The sequence below is a fragment of the Vibrio sp. Vb1980 genome (assembly GCF_033338615.1).
In the GTDB taxonomy this organism is placed as follows: Bacteria; Pseudomonadota; Gammaproteobacteria; order Enterobacterales; family Vibrionaceae; genus Vibrio; species Vibrio alginolyticus.
In genome coordinates, this window is record NZ_JAWOSZ010000002.1 from 390680 (window position 1) to 407527 (window position 16848).

A 16848-nucleotide genomic window follows, 5' to 3' on the forward strand; every position below is an offset into this window, starting at 1 on the left:
TAAAAAAACGACCTACTTGAGGTCGTTTTTTTAATCGAGAAAGCCAAACTCAACGCTTACTGAGTTAGCGGTTTTAGATCTGCTGGGCGGTAGTAAACAGATTTGAGTACTTTGCCTTTACGAATGGTTTTACCTTCCGATACGAAATCTTCGGCGCATTTCGCGATGATGTATTCACCTTTCTGCACCGCCATCAACTTGATGCCTTGTTCTGCGTAGAATGCTTCTGTTTCTGAGTACTCTTGCTCGTTACGGCATACTTTGCTCATGTTGCTTGAGTGCACTTCATCCCAGCAAGGAATAAATTCAATACCACGGTTTACTGCAACGTTTAATAGAAGATCAATTAAGTAGCTGATCGCTAGGTTGTCTTCTACTTTGCTGTGGCCAAGATGAACGAGACGGCCCATTAATACATACACGCTGTCTACGATGGCATCTGCTTGCTCAGTTTTACAATCTGCTTCTGCTAGCTCTGTTAGCTCTTCGATCGCCAAAGAGGTGTGTAGTGTGTCTGCTTGCGTATCAAGGCTTGCAGCGTCTGCGACTGGTAAGTCGAACGTACTACGGAACTCGGTGATATCACGGTATAAGTGATCAAAAATCTCTTGGGTTAGCTTTGACAGTTGCATTCTAATTTCCATTGAATCGATTGAAGCGGCAATGATACCAAACCGCACTTTGAACCCCAAGGGCATTGCATCTAACTGGTGATAAATCTGCCTTTGGGAATGGTGGTGCTTAACGAAATAGGTAAGGGAACAGCTTTTTACGTTCTTCCTCTGAGAGGGAGGAAACACGAGCGATGTTTGTATCGGGAATGGATTCAGGATCAGGATAGTGTTTTAGTACCTTTTCCATACTCTCTTCGCGAATCAAATGGAAGATCGGGTAAGGAGAACGATTGGTCAGGTTTTCGTCGTCTTCAGGCTTTGCGCCGCCAAAACAGTAATCAGGATGGAAAGTCGCTACTTGGAAAATACCTTCCCAGTTTTGCTGCTTAATTAATCCTTCAACCCAATCTATGCAAAAGTTGTAGTCCCAGAAATCTTGTAGCATGTTGGGAACCACAACCAACGTGGTCTCAAGTTGTTCGGGCTCTGTGTTACTCAGCTCAATCAGTTGCAATAAAATATCTTCAAGAAGCGTTTCTTCTTGAGTCGCTTCACTAACAAAGATTTTGATTTGTTTATTACGTTGCGGCTTGGCAGCAAACGGACAAAGGTTGAGACCGATTACTACATCGTTGAGCCATTGATCGACCTGTTGAGTGATCGCTTCGATATCTGTGTTTTGTGTTGAACGCGTTGACATACGACTTTCTGGTTTTTTATTAAAGTAGCGCAAGCATAGCAGAGTTGGTTATCCAAGTAACCAGAGAGGTATTACGCAAGTGAGCGTACCTTAGCTACTCTTTAAACTCGCAGCGTCAGGTGTTTGGTCAGTGTGCTTTCTTTCGGCAATGTGTTTCAAATAAGCAATCGCAGCAAACATCGCTAGGTAGACGGCGCTTCCCCCCATAAGAACACTCGACCAACCATCATGCTGCCAACAATAAAGAAGTAAGAATCCTCCTAAGCTACCGCCTACGTAGTAGTGTACTAAGTAGAGCGCTGTCGCGGTGGCTTTGGCGCGAGTGGCGTTCTGACCGACCCAACCGTAGGCGAGGGTATGAGTAAAGAAGGCACCAAAACTTATCAGCAACAACCCAAATAGCATTGCAGTCAAGCTTTCAACCGCCGCAATCCACATCCCCGTCATGCTTACTATCGCGCCTAAGAACATACCGAGGATTGATGAATAACGTTTACTCCAGTGGCCTGCGCAACGAGAGGAGAAAGTCCCTCCCAAGTAACAAATAAAGATCAGTGAGGCCAACCCGACGGGCACATTGTGAGGTTCACTCACCAGACGGAAACCCATGACGGAGTAAAGGTTGACGAACAAAGCAAAGTTGAGTCCTCCTATCAGCATCGCGAACCACACGCGTTGGTTTTTAAAATGACCAATAAGCGCACGATTTTGATGGCGCAAGCTGCTTGATGACGGGGTGAAGTTGCGCTGTGTTGGTAATAAATAGTGAACGCCAATGACACCAAGAAGAGTGAACACCATCATAACTTCAATGGCGACATCAACACTGAAATTGTCCGCCAATAAGCCGCCGCTAATACGCCCTGCAATACCGCCTAATGAGTTAGCCGCAATGTACGTTCCAATTGCCATCGAGAAAGCGTGCTTGTCGAGCTCTTCTGCCATGTAAGCCACGGCGACCGCAGCAAAAGCTGCGAGCGCGACACCGATCAGTGCTCGACATACCACCAAAAACAGAAATGAGTCACCAAACAGCATCAAAGCGGAAAGGGTAGGAATCGAAAACAGACCAGCCATCATGACTGGCTTTCGTCCCACTGATTCTGACAACACAGCCATCGGAACGAGGCTAAAAGAGAGAGCGAGTGTTGAGGCCGCAAATAACCAGTTCACTTGCGTTTCTGAGATCGTGAAAATTTGGGCAAAAGTGGGCAGCATTGGCTGTAGTAGGTATAAATTTGAAAAAACCAAGAAGGAACCAAGCGCTAGCGAGAGCGTAATGCGTTTGTATTCCGGTGTGCCAAAACTGACCATGAATCCTGCCTAATGTGAGCAAATGGAGAGACTGTGATCAATCTATCAGTTCGTTATAAATTAAAAAAATATATTAAAAATATGGACACCATATATTTATGATCTAATGGAATCGAAACAACTTAAACATTTTCTGGCGGTCGCTGAACATGGAAATATTACCCATGCGGCGAAAGCCCTGCATATTGCCCAGCCCGCATTAAGCATTTCTATCAAAAAGTTTGAGCAGTCTTTGGGCGTTACCCTATTTCGCCGTGATGATAAAAAAATCAGCTTAACGAAAGAGGGCGAAACGCTACTTATACATGCCAAGCGGGTGATTCAACAGTTGCACGACGCGCAGCTCGCGATTGATGAGTTGAAAGGCTTAGCGAAAGGCGAAGTAAGGCTCGGGACGCCATCAATGATGGGCAGTTATTTCTTTCCACGAATTGTGATGGCGTTTAAAAGCCAGTTCCCGGAGTTAAAATTGACCTTGGTCGAAGCTGGGACTCAATCGATTCGTCGTATGCTGCTCAATGGTCAACTCGATATCGGTGTGATCAGTTGTGATAACGTGCCTGATGACCTAGAAACTGACCATTTGTTTACTAGCCAAATGGTCGCAGTTGTTTCACATGAGCATGAGTTAGCCCAGCGACACGCTCTTACTTTTGATGAGTTCTTTGAACACGATTTGGTTATGTTTCAGCATGGCTATTTTCACCGTGAATTTTTGGATCAGGTGAGTGAGGAGCATGGGTTTACCATGAAGTCATCATTCGAGACCAACTTACTGCCTTTGATTTTGAGTATTGTAAAACAAGAGTTTGCGATTACCGCGTTACTGGAATTGGTGACTCAACATGAGTCGGGCGTTGTTGGCTTACCGTTTGAACCACCAGTGACGCTGGATCTGGCACTTGCTTGGCGCAAGCAGGGGTACTTATCAATAGCAGATCGAACGTTTATCGACTTTATCAAGCGCTACGTTTAAACGCAGCGCAAGTTCATCGTCCGAGCACTAGTCGCCTTTGTACATCTTCTCGAAGTTCTTTGGGTTCCAGCCAATCATTACCCGATCACCAATTTTTAAAACTGGCACTGAACGAGCACCAAGCGCATCAAGTTCTTTGCGACCGCGTTGCATCTTAGCATTGCACAAACGATAGTTAATATTTTTCGAATCCAGATAACGTTGAGCATCTTTGCAGTGAGGGCATTTGTCTTTGACGTAAAGAACGACACGTTTCATTGAGTTTCTCTCCATTATCATTGGGAGGCGAAGTTTAACGGCCTTTCACAATAAATGAAAGGCGAAAGCTAAGGTGAAACTGTCCTTTATCTCAGGTATATTGAGCGCCTTTATTTTGTCATAACAGACGTTAATTCTATGCATCCGTCACTTCGATACATTCAAGGCTACCCACAAAACATTGTAGAGCAGGTGAGCTCATTGATAACGAGTGGCAAGTTTGTTCCTTGGTTCGAAAAGCGCTATCCCGATAGGCACCAAATCAAAAGCGAAAGGGCGCTCTATGAGTACGCCATGGCAATCAAAAACCGCTACATGAAGAAAGCCGCGCCAATCAGTAAAGTTGTCTACGATAAGAAAATTCACGCGGTAAACAACGCGCTTGGTTTGCACAGTGTAATCAGTAGAAACCATGGCGGTAAGCTGAAGTCGAAAAACGAGATTCGCATTGCCAATGTATTTAAAGATGCGCCCGAGCCACTATTAAGAATGCTGGTGGTACATGAGTTGGCACATACTCGTGAGAAAAACCACGACAAGGCGTTCTATCAGTTATGTTGCTATATGGAGCCTGAGTATCACCAACTCGAATTTGATGCTCGTTTGTTTATGATTTACCTCGATTTAAAAGCGAATTTGAATGAAGAACAATAATCACAACGCGAAGCAAGCAAAGCCAAAGGCTTCAATGGCGGGTCAGAAGAAAGACGCGAATAAAGACAAGCCGCAGCGTGTTAAAGACAAAGTTGCGCGCAAATCCCCTCAGCCTGCAGGAAAGAGCGAAGTCGAGTTCATAAAAATAGCGAAGAATGGTTTGCATGAGCGTAATGTTCATCGAGGTCGTTACGATTTTAAAAAACTCGTGGAAAGTGAACCACAGTTAAAGCCATTCGTTATCAAAAATCCGAAAGGGGAAGATTCCATAAACTTCTCTGATCCTAACGCGGTTAAAATGCTCAATAAAGCATTGCTTGCTGCGTATTATGGTGTCGAGTTCTGGGACATTCCCGACACCTACCTTTGCCCACCGATTCCGGGCCGCGCTGATTACATTCACCGAGTGGCAGAACTACTTGATAGTGAAGTAAAAGGTCAGTACGCGCACCAAAAAGTGAAAGCGTTGGACATCGGCGTGGGAGCAAACTGTATTTATCCGATTGTTGGTGTAACAAAATACGGTTGGCACTATACGGGCAGCGATGTCGATCCAAAATCCATCCAATCGGCTCAAACGATCGTAGAGCACAATCGTGTTTTGACGGGAAAAATTGCACTGATACAGCAATACAATGATGCCAATATTTATCGAGGTATCATTCAACCGAATGATCGTTATGATGTGACGACATGTAATCCGCCATTCCACCGTTCGGCGGAAGATGCCGCTATGGGCAGCCAGCGTAAAATCGATAATCTAAAAGCAAACCAGCGTAAGAAAGGGCTAAAACCTCAAACCGCACAAGTAAAGACAAGTAAACCTGCGTTGAATTTTGGCGGTCAAAACGCTGAATTGTGGTGTGAAGGCGGAGAAGCGGCGTTTATCCGAAAAATGGCGAATGAAAGCCAAGCTTTTGCCGCACAGGTCTTGTGGTTTACGACACTTATATCCAAAAAAGACAACGTTCGCCCGATGCGCAAGCAGCTTGAAAAATTGGGTGTGAAGGCCATTCGTGTGGTTGAAATGAGTCAAGGGCAGAAAGTGAGCCGCTTTGTAGCTTGGTCATACATGGATAAGCAACAGCGCAAAGCATGGATTGAACTAAAGTAACGTTGACCGTTTCACACTGAACAATAAAGTAGAAAGCCCGCTGATATCAGCGGGCTTCTATTTTGGGAGATCTAAAACTTAATGATGGGCTCACAATCTAGTGAACTGAGAGAGACAAAAGTATCTGTTTTGGCATAGTACAAGCCACAGGTTTCACCTCTGATCTGCAACGTATATTGGTCTGGAAGATCCGTATAGCTGCCATCCAACAGTTGATTGTTTTTCCCTTTTACTCGTCCTTTTTCAATCAACACATGCGGTGAGGATTCAAATACGTTATTTGCGATTCTAGGTGCTGGTGTCCCTTGGATTTCTGCGATCGCGTTTTGAATCTCTATGACTGTTTCCGGAGAGTTCTTTTTACTCAATGCTTCAACGGGTTCTTGTGACATAGCTTGGCATCCTATCAAAGAAATCGAAGTGCCTAAGAAAAGCGCAACCCGAATCAGTATTCGTAAAAAGTTAGTTGATCTCAACATGAATTGCCTCTGTTCGTAGCGGAGAGCGAAGATCGCTTAACTCCGGAGATGAAATGTTACGCGGCATGGCGTTGAAACTTGAAGAGGAGACTGGCGGACAGGTTCCAGTTTCCATGTAGTTTAGTGCCGCAGAAAGCATACCTTCAGACGGATCGCCTAATGGTTTTGTTAGGTCGTCATTGACCCAGCAACCTTCCACTCTGTTGTTTAAGCCTAACTCGGTATTGATTTGGCTCTTTGGAGTAGGAATAAAACCATCAGCGAAGTCGCCAAATTTTTTCTCGTTCGCCGACTTGAACTGAATAGTGTAGTACATAGTGCCGCAGTTTTGTTCTGGTGAGAACCCATACGGTTTACCTGTGGTTGTTGAGCCTATTTGGATAACCTCCACATCAATGCCGCGCAAAGCGTTGATCAACAGTTCACTTGAGGAAGCCGTGCCTCCTGAAGTCAGTACATATACGCGCTTTTTGTTCAGTGTCGGAAGCACTTGGTCCGAATATTTCTGTGCTGCCCAGTCTATTGCTAGATTCGTAAAGCGATAGATGTTATCCCCATCTTTAATGGTACGCATCACTTTGTCATTATGAATCAACTCACTGAAGACTCGGTTCTGACCAGCACCGCTTAGCATGTAGCCTACTTGCGAGGACTGAAGGACTAAGCCACCGCCGTTGTAACGTAAATCAACGACGATCTCGTCAACATTCTCTGCTGAGAGCGTACTGAACGCCTCAATAAGCGGGGCTTGAGCGCTTGGTTCAAAGGAGTTGTATTGCAGATAGCCGATCCGCATACCATTTTGTGTAATCACTTTGGCATTTTTAACTGGAGAGGTCATGACATCAGAGGCGGTAAGCGTCACGGTTTTCTCTAGACCGCCAACACTCTCAAATGTGAAGGTGTAATCTTGATTGATGTCAGGGTTAAAGAGCGTTTTATTAATAAAATCAATGTCGGACTGACTACCGGTGTTAACCACATCAATATTATTGATTTTCAGAAGCTTATCACCACGAGCAATGCCGCTTCTATCAGCTGGCGAGGCTTCTTCAGTGTAGGAAATACGAACGTCTCGAGGTTGTACGCCACGTAGGAATGCCCAGTTAAAACCAAATCCAGCAACTAAACCGGATTGCGATGATTTCATATCATCCTCATAAGGGACGGTAAAATGGAAGCGATCTTTTGGTTTACCCGTCGCGGTAGTAGCAGAGGTGACCAGCGTATTGAAGTAATCAGTAACAGTTTTGTAGTTTGCTGGATTATTATCAGGAACCTCGTCATACCATAGATACGTTTCGTTAGTAAAAGCTCTTAAAAAGAGTTTTTCGTGTAATGCAGAGCCCAATTTATCTGGATAGGCGGCATAGTTGTCATATGGGTCCAGTCCGACGCGGGGCGTTTCACATTGGTTGATAAACGTTTTCGACGGTTGGCTAAAATCATGAACTTTCCACGTTGGACCGTTTGCACTGCTAGTGGACGGAGTAGGTGATGAGCTATCACCGCCACCACCGCCACAGCCTTGTAATAATGCGAGAGTGACTGCCGTTGCTAAAGAATACTTAAATTTCACTTTTCTATGTCCTTATAAATAATAGAATTATAATTATGTGTTTTGCTTTTGTTTTTATTAGCTAGGTGAATGTATTAATTTAATTTGTTCGTCTGCAAATTTATAGTTAAATAGTGTGAGGTAAATAACGTAAAAAAGTTGTCTTTTATACTTAAGCTAAATTAGTCATTACTTAAGTTTTCTGTCTATTTCAAAAGAGCTAACAAGACAATTAATAAGTGTGAAATTAAGACAAGTTCTTAGTTGACTAAGCGACGCTTGCTAAATAAAAAATCAGAATTAGATTCAGGAAACGCTTTGAATCAATAGTTTGGTAGGGATATATGATGTTATCTCGGGGGTGTTTGATTTATTTATCTGATGCTTTAACTTAATTTAGTGAGTTGAGCGACGTGCTTTAATAAGCTTCCGTCAATGTTAGGTAAATCATCAGCGAAAAATATCTGAGCACCGGGAGTGCAGCGCATTAATATATTTGTTAGTTCACCTTCATTGTTGGAAGTGTTAACTGCGTTAAGTTTCGCTAATTTATTACAAAGCTCGTCCTCTATTTGCACTTTCTGCTCTTCGGTGAGCCTAATGCGACCTATACATACGCCTGGGTTGATATCATGAGAAAGCGAATCTTGTTGAAATCGCTCTTTGAATAAGGTGTCTAATGCCGTACCTTCTTCCATAATAAATCGACGACCAGAACGGTAAAACAAGCCGTCTCCGAAGTTTTCGACATATCCTAGAATTTCCGCGATACGCAAATAGAATCGTAAGCTTGTATCAGAAAGTCCGTAAGTTTGGGCTATCTCTTGCGGTTTAATATCACGAGAAGTCAGCATATAAATAAAATCAAGTAAATAAGGATGCTCAACGAAAAGGGCGCTCTCTTCATCTGTTAGCATTTGCTCGTTTTGGTGCTGAAGCTCGTTGGCTAAGGTTGCGAGTTCGACGAGATCGGTATTCAGGTAGTTCAGATAAATAAGTACTTTATCCAAACCTAAAGCTGGATTATGTAGGTGGCGTTTAATACTAGATAAAGGGATGCCACTTTTCTCTGACAAGGAATTGTAGCAAAGCCCTTCTTCTTTAATCTTTTGTCGTAGCGCTGCAAGTAAAAACTTTGGTCCAACATTCATCCTTGAATATCACCTTATTCGTTATTCCATTTACTGGTTGATATTTTGCCTTTCAAGCAGCAGGTTTCGAATCGCTGTGCCTGCTTCTAGAATGTGCTTTTTCAGTAGATACTTAGCGCCTTCGATATCGCGATTTTGGCACATTTCAAACAAGTTTAAGTGCTCTTCTTCTGCCTTTTTAATGCCTGTAGTAAACAATAGCTGCATGCGTATGTATCGGTCACACTTTGTGTTCAGGTTGTAAATGACGTCCATAGTTTCAGGCATGTTGGCTGGCGCATATAGGGCTTTGTGGAACTCGTAGTTGTAGTTGCTCCATTCTTCTACTTCGTCGCCACTGTTCACTACTGACTCGAAACGTTCGCGAACTTCGCGCGCGCGTTCAAGGTCAGCGTCTGTCATATTTTGAATCGCACGCTCTAAAATGTGGCATTCCACGACAGCGCGCAGTTCAAATAGCTCATTGATTTTCTCTGGAGATAGCTCAGTGACCGTCGCACCTTTGTGAGGTTCAAAGCTAACGAGTCCTTGTGCTTCCAATTGAACTAACGCTTCACGCACAGGAATTCGGCTAACATTAAACTCTTTTGCTAACGCATCTTGACGTAAAGGTTGACCAGTTTTTAATTCGCCCTTCAAGATCTGAGTTCGAATTGCTTCCTCAACGAGCTGAGTACGCGTTTTAAAAACAGGTTTCTGTGACATTGAAGTCTCCCGTAAAATTAATATTGTATCCAATCCATTTTACTTTAGTAGTTTATTGTTTTTCTGGCACAAACCAACTAGGAAAGAAGGTTTTGAGAAGTAGAGTGAAATAAAAGGCATCAGTTGATGCCTTTTTGAGCCATTTGGTGATTTTATTGGGACACACTGCCATCTATGGCGCGTTGAATACCCAGTGGGTTCGACGCTTTTAATGAATCCGGCAATAAAGATTCTGGTAAAGCTTGATAAGCGACGGGACGCAACCAACGATGAATAGCCTCTGCCCCGACAGATGTTGAGGCAGAATTGGTTGAAGCCGGATATGGTCCACCATGAACCATAGCGTAACCAACCTCGACGCCAGTTGGCCAACCGTTGAATACAAGGCGTCCGGCGATTTCTTCCAAACTTGGAAGCAGTTGCTTGGCTTGTTCTTCGTCTTCAGCGGTAGCGTGAAGGGTTGCGGTGAGCGAGCCAGTCAGTGAATCACTCAGTTTCAACATGTCATCGAAATCTTCACAGATTACGATCAACGATTGAGGACCGAATATTTCTTCTTCCCATTGCGGGTTTTTACGCCAGTTTTTACTGTCCGTCACGAACAGTGCTGGTGCGACATTGGTCACTTCTGCTTGTTCAGAACGAGTTACGTTAATGCCTGTTTCGGAAGCTCGCTTATCCACTTCGGATTCATACGTTTCTCGGATTCCTTGCGTTAGCAAAGTGGCCGTTGATTGTTGTCGAATTAACCCTTGAGCGATTTCGATAAAGGCTTGCGTTTCTGGGCTATTCAAGACAAATACAACGCCTGGTTTTGTACAAAATTGTCCACAGCCCAAAGTCATAGAAGCCACAAACTCTTCAGCCAATGAGGCGTTTGCTCGTATGGCTGAAGGGAGAATAAATGTTGGATTAATCGCCCCTAGTTCACCATAGAAGGGGATTGGCTCTGGTCTTTGCTGAGCTAGATTGAACAGCGCACGGCCACCACCGACGGAACCTGTAAACCCAACCCCTTTAATTTTTGGATGGGTAACGAGTGCTTGGCCAAGTGCGCGTTTGTTGCCTTGCAATAGCGTGAAGATGGCTTGCGGTAAGCACTCTTTCTCAAGTGCAGCCTCAATACACTCTGCAACAAGTTGACTGGTGCCAGGGTGGGCGGTATGGCCTTTTACAATCACAGGACAGCCAGCTGCCAGTGCCGAAGCCGTATCACCACCTGCCGTAGAAAATGCGAGCGGAAAATTAGACGCACCAAACACGGCGACAGGGCCAATTGCGATTTGTTGACGGCGAATATCTGGTTTTGGCATTGGTTGACGGTTTGGGTTTGGCGTATCGAAAATTGCTTTATGGTGATTACCCGATCTCACAACCTCGGCAAATAGTCTTAATTGGCTCGCGGTACGTCCTATTTCACCGCTTAAACGTGCTTCGGTAAGGGCTGTTTCTAAATGAGCACGAGCAACGATTTCTTCACTCTTCACTTCCAATTCCGAGGCGATAGAGCAAAGTAAGCTCGCTCGCTTTGCATTGCTTAGTTGGCGAAACTCACGCGCAACGCTTTGGGCGGCTGAGGCGGCTTGATTAACTTCTTGCTCTCCATGTACCGGAAACGCAATAGGTAGAGGCTCACCAGTAAAGGCGTTGACTGCGTAAAAAGTGGTTGGTTCTTGTGGGTTCATCATTCTTCCTTACTATCCTTATTACTTCACTTCAAATCCGTACGCATATGGATCTTCATCGTCTACCCATATTGTGTTGTGACCGTATACTTGTGCCCATCCTTCAATACTTGGCAAAATAGCGGCTTTGCCATTCACTTCGGTAATGCCTTCTATACGTCCTTGAAATAGGCTGCCGATGATACTTTCGTGAACAAAGTCTTCTCCTTGATTGAGTTTGCCTCTTGCATGCCATTGCGCCATGCGTGCACTAGTACCCGTACCACATGGCGAGCGATCCAACGCTTTGTCGCCGTAAAACACAGCATTTCGAGCGGTGGCGTTTTCTTGAGTGGGCTCTCCGGTCCATAGCACGTGAGAAACACCGCACACTGTCGGATCTTCTGGATGTACGCACTCAACCGCTCGAGATACCGCTTCGCGAACTTTTGGAGAAAGCATCAAAATTTCATCTGGAGAGTAGTGTTCAAGTCCGGCGTAGTTTTCTTGAGGATCGACGATTACGTAATAGTTTCCGCCATAAGCAACATCGACAGTGAGCTCACCTAAGCCCTCTATGTTCACGGTTACGTCTTGGTGGGCAAGGTAAGCTGGTACGTTAAATATCTTCACCGACGTGACCTTGTCACCTTTTGTTTGGTAGTGCACTTCGATTTGTCCTGCTGGGACATCAAGTATCAAACGGCCTTCTTTTTTGGGAGTGATAAGGCGATTCTCGATAGCGGTAGTGACGGTTCCAATGGTGCCGTGGCCACACATTGGTAAGCAGCCACTGGTTTCAATAAACAGAATTGAAGCGTCTGCGTTATCGCTGCAAGGAGGCAAGACAACTGACCCCGACATCATTGAGTGTCCGCGAGGCTCAAACATGAGTGCCTGACGAATCCAATCATAATGCTCAAGAAAGTATTGGCGCTTTTCGCTCATGGTATTGCCTTCGAGTGGAGGCACACCGCCTGCGACCAGCCTAACTGGGTTGCCGCAGGTGTGGGCATCAATACAGAAAAAAGTTCCTTGTCTCATTTTTCGCTCCTTGCTGAAAAAATGGTTGAATTAAACAATGGTGATGTTAACGTAATGTAAAATATATTGTATACAATCTACGTTTTCAAGTGTGACTCGGAGCATATTTATGTTGGTCAAGGATGAAACCAAAAAGGAAAGGATCGCCGTGATAGGTGCGGGGATTATCGGCTTATCAATTGGATTGAAGTTGCAGCAGCAAGGTTATCAAGTCACGATTTTTGATCCCAATGGCGTGGGGAATGGATGCTCTAAGGGAAATGCAGGCCATATCGCGACTGAGCAAATCTTCCCTCTTGCAACGCCAGCGCTGCTTTCACAATTACCTAAAATGCTGCTAGATCCCAAAAGTCCGGTTTCGATCCGTTGGCAAGATATTCCAAGCACTATCGGGTGGATGATTCGTTTTCTATTACAAACAAAGCCATCAGCCGCGGAGCAGGCAAAAAACGCGATTAAAACTCTTAACGAGCGGTCAGTGGCAAGTTGGCGTGGCATGCTTGATTCAATCGGAAAAGCGCATCTAATAAAAATGAATGGTTCATTGCTCACTTTTGAAAACGAGAAACTGTTTAAAGACTACCAAAGTACGCTTAACTCACTGGCTAAAAACGGTGTGGCGTATCAAGTTTGGACACAAGAGGCGATTCGAGAGAGGATACCTGATCTCAGCCATAAGGTTTTTGTCGGCGTCTTTTTTCCCGATACAGGTCATACGCTAGACCCTTATCAGCTCTGTGTTGAGCTAAGTGAAGCTTTTGAAGTTCTTGGCGGTATGGTTTTACAAAAAGGTGTATCTGCGTTGGCGAAAAATGGCGAGGTGCTGGTTGAGTCTCAAACGTATTCATTTGACCGAATCATTGTTGCCGCTGGTGTACATTCTAAGCCTTTGATACGGCAGCTAACCGGAGTCAAAGTGCCTATTCAAGCCGAGCGTGGTTATCACCTAATGGTGGATGACAAGCGTGATGTATTGCCATTTCCTATTAGCTCTGCCGATAGAAAATTCATCATGACTCCGATGTCTGGCGGGCTACGCTTGGCAGGCACTGTTGAGTATGCCGATGTAGAGTCACCACCCAATATGAAACGTTCAGAAATGCTTTTTCAGTTAGGTGATGAGATGTTTGAATCGAGGTTACATCCACTCAAGCAAGGAGAAAAGTGGATGGGGAATCGGCCTTCAACAGTCGACTCGTTACCGGTTATTGATAGCATTTGGGATGGAAATGTATTACTGGCATTTGGCCACCAACACCTTGGATTAACTCAAGCGGCGATTACGGCAGATCTCCTTTTAGAGCTTATCGAAGGAAAGCCGACATCGATTGATCTTTCACCTTTTTCATTACAACGATTCGCCTGAAAAAATTTAATATTAAATATTGTATAAAATATATTAAATGCTAATGTTAACTTAATTTTAACAAAAATGGTGTCCAACAGCCGTACTCGGATGCCTCCAGAAAAACAACCAAAAGGAGTAAAACATGTCACGAATGACCAAAGCACCATTGGCGCTGTTGATTTCAGGAATGCTGTTGGGGACCTCTGCTTATGCTGAAGACAAATTGACGGTCGTGTCTTGGGGTGGTGCATTCACCAAGAGCCAAGTGGAGGCATATCACAAGCCTTTCATTAAAAAAACAGGTGTCGAGATCGTATCCGAGGATTTCAGCGGCGGATTAGCCGAAATTAAAGCACAGGTGGAAGCGAACAACGTGCGCTGGGATTTGGTTTCTCTCGACAAGCCAGACATTGTTCGTGGTTGCGCCGAAGGGTTACTAGAACCAGTGAACCCAAGTATTTTGCCTCCGGGCGCAGATGGAACACCAGCACAAGAGGATTTTATTGATGGTGCGATTCACGAGTGCGCAATCAATACCATCGTAGTGTCCACTGTATTAGCGGTGAACGAAGACGCGTTTAAAGGTAAGGCTTTGCCTAGCAAGTTGACCGATCTCTTTGACCTAAAAACTTTTCCAGGTCGACGTGCATTGCAAAAACAGCCTCAGGGTAATCTTGAGTGGGCACTATTGGCTGATGGTGTAAAGCCAGAAGAGGTCTACAGCCTGCTCGAAACCGAAGCGGGGCGTGAGCGTGCTTTTGCTAAGTTGGATACGATCAAATCAGAAGTGCTGTGGTGGACAACAGGTGCCCAGCCACCTCAAATGCTTGCAGACAAAGAAGTGGTGATCGCCTCGGCGTTTAACGGCCGAATCCACAATGCCCGTAAGGATGAAGGTCAACCATTTCGGATTATATGGGACCGTCAAATGGGTTACATGAATGGATGGGCGATACCTAAAGGGAGTGAGAACACAAAGCTTGCATTGGACTTCATTGCTTTTTCTTCAGGAACAAAACCATTAGCTGATCAAGCTAAGTACGTTGCCTATGGGCCTACGCGTAAGTCGTCTTCGGCGGAGGTGAACCCAGACATTTTAGCGAACCTTCCTACCGCACCTCAAAACTTCCAAACCGCCTTCCTGATTAACGATGAATGGTGGTCAGACTACGCGGATGAACTCAATGAAGAGTTCAATACCTGGCTGCTTAACTAGGCGTTAATTTGTGTATGGGGTCGAGTTTTCATCCATAAGCGAGGTTCCGTACTTTCCTCAACTGTATTTATGTTTTCGGAGAAATGATGAAAGTCATCGAAGCACAGCAAGTCGCGCAATGTTTAACAATGAAGTCTCTTATTGAAACGATGCGTGAAATGTACTCGCGGCCAGCAACAGTACCTCAACGCCGAGTCATGCCCTTAGAAGAGGGAGAATACGAGGCGTTTGCGCTACTTCCAGCTTGGAACCAGGAGTTGATTGCGGTGAAAGCCTTTACGTATTTCCCGCATAACCCTGAGCAAGGCAAAGATACGCTTGCATCTAAGCTGCTTGTTTTTAGACGAAACGATGGTGAGCCGCTCGCACTCGTGGACGGTAAAGTTTTAACGTTTTGGCGCACCGCCGCAGCTTCTGCGTTGGCAGCGGACTATTTGGCGCGTCCTGATGCTGATCGTCTGTTGATCTGCGGAACGGGCAATCTTGCGCCTTATTTTGCGTGGGCATACGCTGCGGTTCGCCCACTTAAGCAGGTTTATATTTGGGGGCGTAACTCAGATAAAGCCGAGGCGACGGTAGATGACATTGTGTCATCTTCAGAGTATCAGTCGCTTCCTGATGAGCGTCGGTTTCGCGTTTCAGTCGTAGAAAAAGTGGACCACGTTATCAAACACGTTGACATCATCAGCTGTATTACTGCATCAGCAGAGCCTTTGTTTAATGGCGCAGACGTGCAGCCGGGCACCCATATTGATTTGGTCGGTAATCATGACTTGGACAAGCGTGAATGCGACTCTAAAGCAGTGCAACGAGCACAGGTGTATGTTGATAGCCGTATTAATGTATTAGCCGAAGCGGGCGATCTTCTCATTCCAATTCAAGAGGGCGTATTCACGTCAGACGATATCAAAGGGGAATTACCGCAGCTTTGCGCCCAACAAATCTCAGGACGTCAAAACGATGAGGTCATTACTTTATACAAATCAGTTGGCAGTGCTTTGGCTGATTTGGCCGCTGTAAAGGCGGTGTTGTTAGAAAATGGCATAGATAGCCATGCCTGAGCATTTTTGCTCGTTCATTTAAATTGCATACAATATACATATAAGGAAAGTAGTTCATGAAAATTGATTGGAAAGGTGTTTATCCGGCGGTCAGTACGCAATTTCGTCAAGATCAGTCAATCGACTTAGACGCAACGCAAACTGTTATAGATAACCAAATTAAAGATGGTGTGAATGGCATTATCTGCTTGGGTACTGTCGGTGAGAACTGTGCGTTGTACCCGGAGGAGAAACGCCAGGTCTTGCAAGCGGCAAAAGAAGTCGTAAATGGCCGTGTGCCTTTGATTGCTGGTACAGCAGAGTCTATTACCACAGCAGCTGTTGATTACATGCAGGATGCGTACAAAATTGGTATCGATGGTTGTATGGTGATGCCTGCCATGGTTTACCGCACGTCTGAGAGCGAAACGTTCGAATATTACCGCACGATAGCAGAAGCAACGCCAGAAATGCCAATCATGATTTACAACAACCCGGTTGCTTATGGTGTCGATGTAAACCTCGACATCATGGCGAAACTGGCTGAGTTTGAAAGTATTGTAGCTATCAAAGAGTCGACCACTGATACTCGTCGTATCACCGAGCTTTACAATAAATTTGATGACCGCTTTACCGTGTTCAGTGGTGTTGATGACATCGCTCTTGAATCATTGATGCTAGGTGCGACCGGCTGGATTTCTGGTTTAACCAACGCATTCCCAGAAGAGTCCGTTGCGATTTATAAACTGGCAAGCCAAGGTCGTTATGCTGAAGCGTTAGAGATCTACCGTTGGTTCTTACCCCTACTGCGTTTAGACACCATTCCTACGCTGGTTCAGTGCATAAAATTGGCCGAGCAAGTCTGCGGACGTGGCTCTGAACAAGTTCGTGCGCCACGCCAACTCTTACAAGGTGAAGAGCGTCAACAAGTCATTCAAATGGTTGAACATGCGTTAGAAACCCGCTTAGACCTATCCAAATACAATCTGTAATTGTGCTGTTTAGTAGAGCGT

General features: G+C 45.0%; 17 protein-coding genes. 7 read left to right on the forward strand and 10 right to left on the reverse strand.

The genetic code is table 11. The features are described from left to right. Nucleotides 1-56: 56 nt before the first annotated feature. The 3 genes from R7F64_RS04965 to R7F64_RS04975 all read right to left on the reverse strand — a co-directional run bounded on the left by R7F64_RS04965 (nt 57) and on the right by R7F64_RS04975 (nt 2628). Nucleotides 57-632: a nucleoside triphosphate pyrophosphohydrolase family protein gene (locus R7F64_RS04965; protein ID WP_005377875.1), complete on the reverse strand. Its 576-nt coding sequence runs from the start codon at nt 630-632 to the stop codon at nt 57-59. A 109-nt stretch (nt 633-741) separates the two neighbouring features. Further along, on the reverse strand, nt 742-1314 hold the full coding sequence (locus R7F64_RS04970; protein WP_005377874.1) for a DUF1415 domain-containing protein: 573 nt from the start codon (nt 1312-1314) through the stop codon (nt 742-744). A 90-nt stretch (nt 1315-1404) separates the two neighbouring features. Further along, on the reverse strand, nt 1405-2628 hold the full coding sequence (locus tag R7F64_RS04975) for an MFS transporter (protein WP_170890582.1): 1224 nt from the start codon (nt 2626-2628) through the stop codon (nt 1405-1407). A 106-nt stretch (nt 2629-2734) separates the two neighbouring features. Here R7F64_RS04975 and R7F64_RS04980 point away from each other — a divergent pair, with 106 nt between their 5' ends. Then, a complete protein-coding gene (locus R7F64_RS04980; RefSeq protein ID WP_151514714.1) occupies nt 2735-3604 on the forward strand; it encodes a LysR family transcriptional regulator in 870 nt (289 codons plus the stop codon). Between the two features lie 27 nt (nt 3605-3631). Here the strand turns inward: R7F64_RS04980 and R7F64_RS04985 are convergent, their stop codons facing one another. Continuing rightward, nucleotides 3632-3862: a glutaredoxin family protein gene (locus R7F64_RS04985; protein ID WP_005377871.1), complete on the reverse strand. Its 231-nt coding sequence runs from the start codon at nt 3860-3862 to the stop codon at nt 3632-3634. 138 nt (nt 3863-4000) lie between these two features. On the opposite strand from R7F64_RS04985, the gene R7F64_RS04990 reads away from it, so the two are divergent. Further along, entirely contained in the window at nt 4001-4516 is a 516-nt protein-coding gene (locus R7F64_RS04990) for a M48 family metallopeptidase (protein WP_138939949.1), read from the forward strand. Beyond that, nucleotides 4503-5630, forward strand: coding sequence for a 23S rRNA (adenine(1618)-N(6))-methyltransferase RlmF (rlmF, locus tag R7F64_RS04995; RefSeq protein WP_104975263.1), 1128 nt, complete (start codon nt 4503-4505; stop codon nt 5628-5630). Before R7F64_RS04990 ends, rlmF begins: the two co-directional genes overlap by 14 nt. A gap of 71 nt (nt 5631-5701) precedes the next feature. Here the strand turns inward: rlmF and R7F64_RS05000 are convergent, their stop codons facing one another. The 6 genes from R7F64_RS05000 to R7F64_RS05025 all read right to left on the reverse strand — a co-directional run bounded on the left by R7F64_RS05000 (nt 5702) and on the right by R7F64_RS05025 (nt 12231). Continuing rightward, nucleotides 5702-6022: a hypothetical protein gene (locus tag R7F64_RS05000; RefSeq protein WP_025766761.1), complete on the reverse strand. Its 321-nt coding sequence runs from the start codon at nt 6020-6022 to the stop codon at nt 5702-5704. Between the two features lie 70 nt (nt 6023-6092). Then, nucleotides 6093-7688, reverse strand: a complete 1596-nt coding sequence (locus tag R7F64_RS05005) for a S41 family peptidase (RefSeq protein ID WP_054577907.1) — start codon at nt 7686-7688, stop codon at nt 6093-6095. A 365-nt stretch (nt 7689-8053) separates the two neighbouring features. Continuing rightward, nucleotides 8054-8818, reverse strand: a complete 765-nt coding sequence (locus tag R7F64_RS05010) for a transcriptional regulator (protein ID WP_206959169.1) — start codon at nt 8816-8818, stop codon at nt 8054-8056. A gap of 30 nt (nt 8819-8848) precedes the next feature. Continuing rightward, on the reverse strand, nt 8849-9523 hold the full coding sequence (locus R7F64_RS05015; RefSeq protein WP_318071493.1) for a GntR family transcriptional regulator: 675 nt from the start codon (nt 9521-9523) through the stop codon (nt 8849-8851). Between the two features lie 152 nt (nt 9524-9675). Beyond that, entirely contained in the window at nt 9676-11208 is a 1533-nt protein-coding gene (locus R7F64_RS05020; protein WP_318071541.1) for an aldehyde dehydrogenase (NADP(+)), read from the reverse strand. A 21-nt stretch (nt 11209-11229) separates the two neighbouring features. Continuing rightward, nucleotides 11230-12231 (reverse strand): 4-hydroxyproline epimerase, encoded by a 1002-nt coding sequence (locus R7F64_RS05025; RefSeq protein WP_054576450.1) that lies wholly within the window; start codon nt 12229-12231, stop codon nt 11230-11232. A 109-nt stretch (nt 12232-12340) separates the two neighbouring features. On the opposite strand from R7F64_RS05025, the gene R7F64_RS05030 reads away from it, so the two are divergent. The 4 genes from R7F64_RS05030 (at nt 12341) to R7F64_RS05045 (ending at nt 16827) form a co-directional block, all read left to right on the forward strand. Next, nucleotides 12341-13597, forward strand: coding sequence for an NAD(P)/FAD-dependent oxidoreductase (locus R7F64_RS05030; RefSeq protein ID WP_170890586.1), 1257 nt, complete (start codon nt 12341-12343; stop codon nt 13595-13597). Between the two features lie 124 nt (nt 13598-13721). After that, a complete protein-coding gene (locus R7F64_RS05035; RefSeq protein WP_054576452.1) occupies nt 13722-14795 on the forward strand; it encodes a polyamine ABC transporter substrate-binding protein in 1074 nt (357 codons plus the stop codon). Nucleotides 14796-14881: 86 nt separating this feature from the next. Beyond that, complete coding sequence (locus R7F64_RS05040) at nt 14882-15856, forward strand: ornithine cyclodeaminase family protein (protein ID WP_318071542.1); 975 nt, start codon at nt 14882-14884, stop codon at nt 15854-15856. A gap of 56 nt (nt 15857-15912) precedes the next feature. Further along, nucleotides 15913-16827 (forward strand): dihydrodipicolinate synthase family protein, encoded by a 915-nt coding sequence (locus R7F64_RS05045; RefSeq protein WP_213876519.1) that lies wholly within the window; start codon nt 15913-15915, stop codon nt 16825-16827. Nucleotides 16828-16848: the final 21 nt, after the last annotated feature.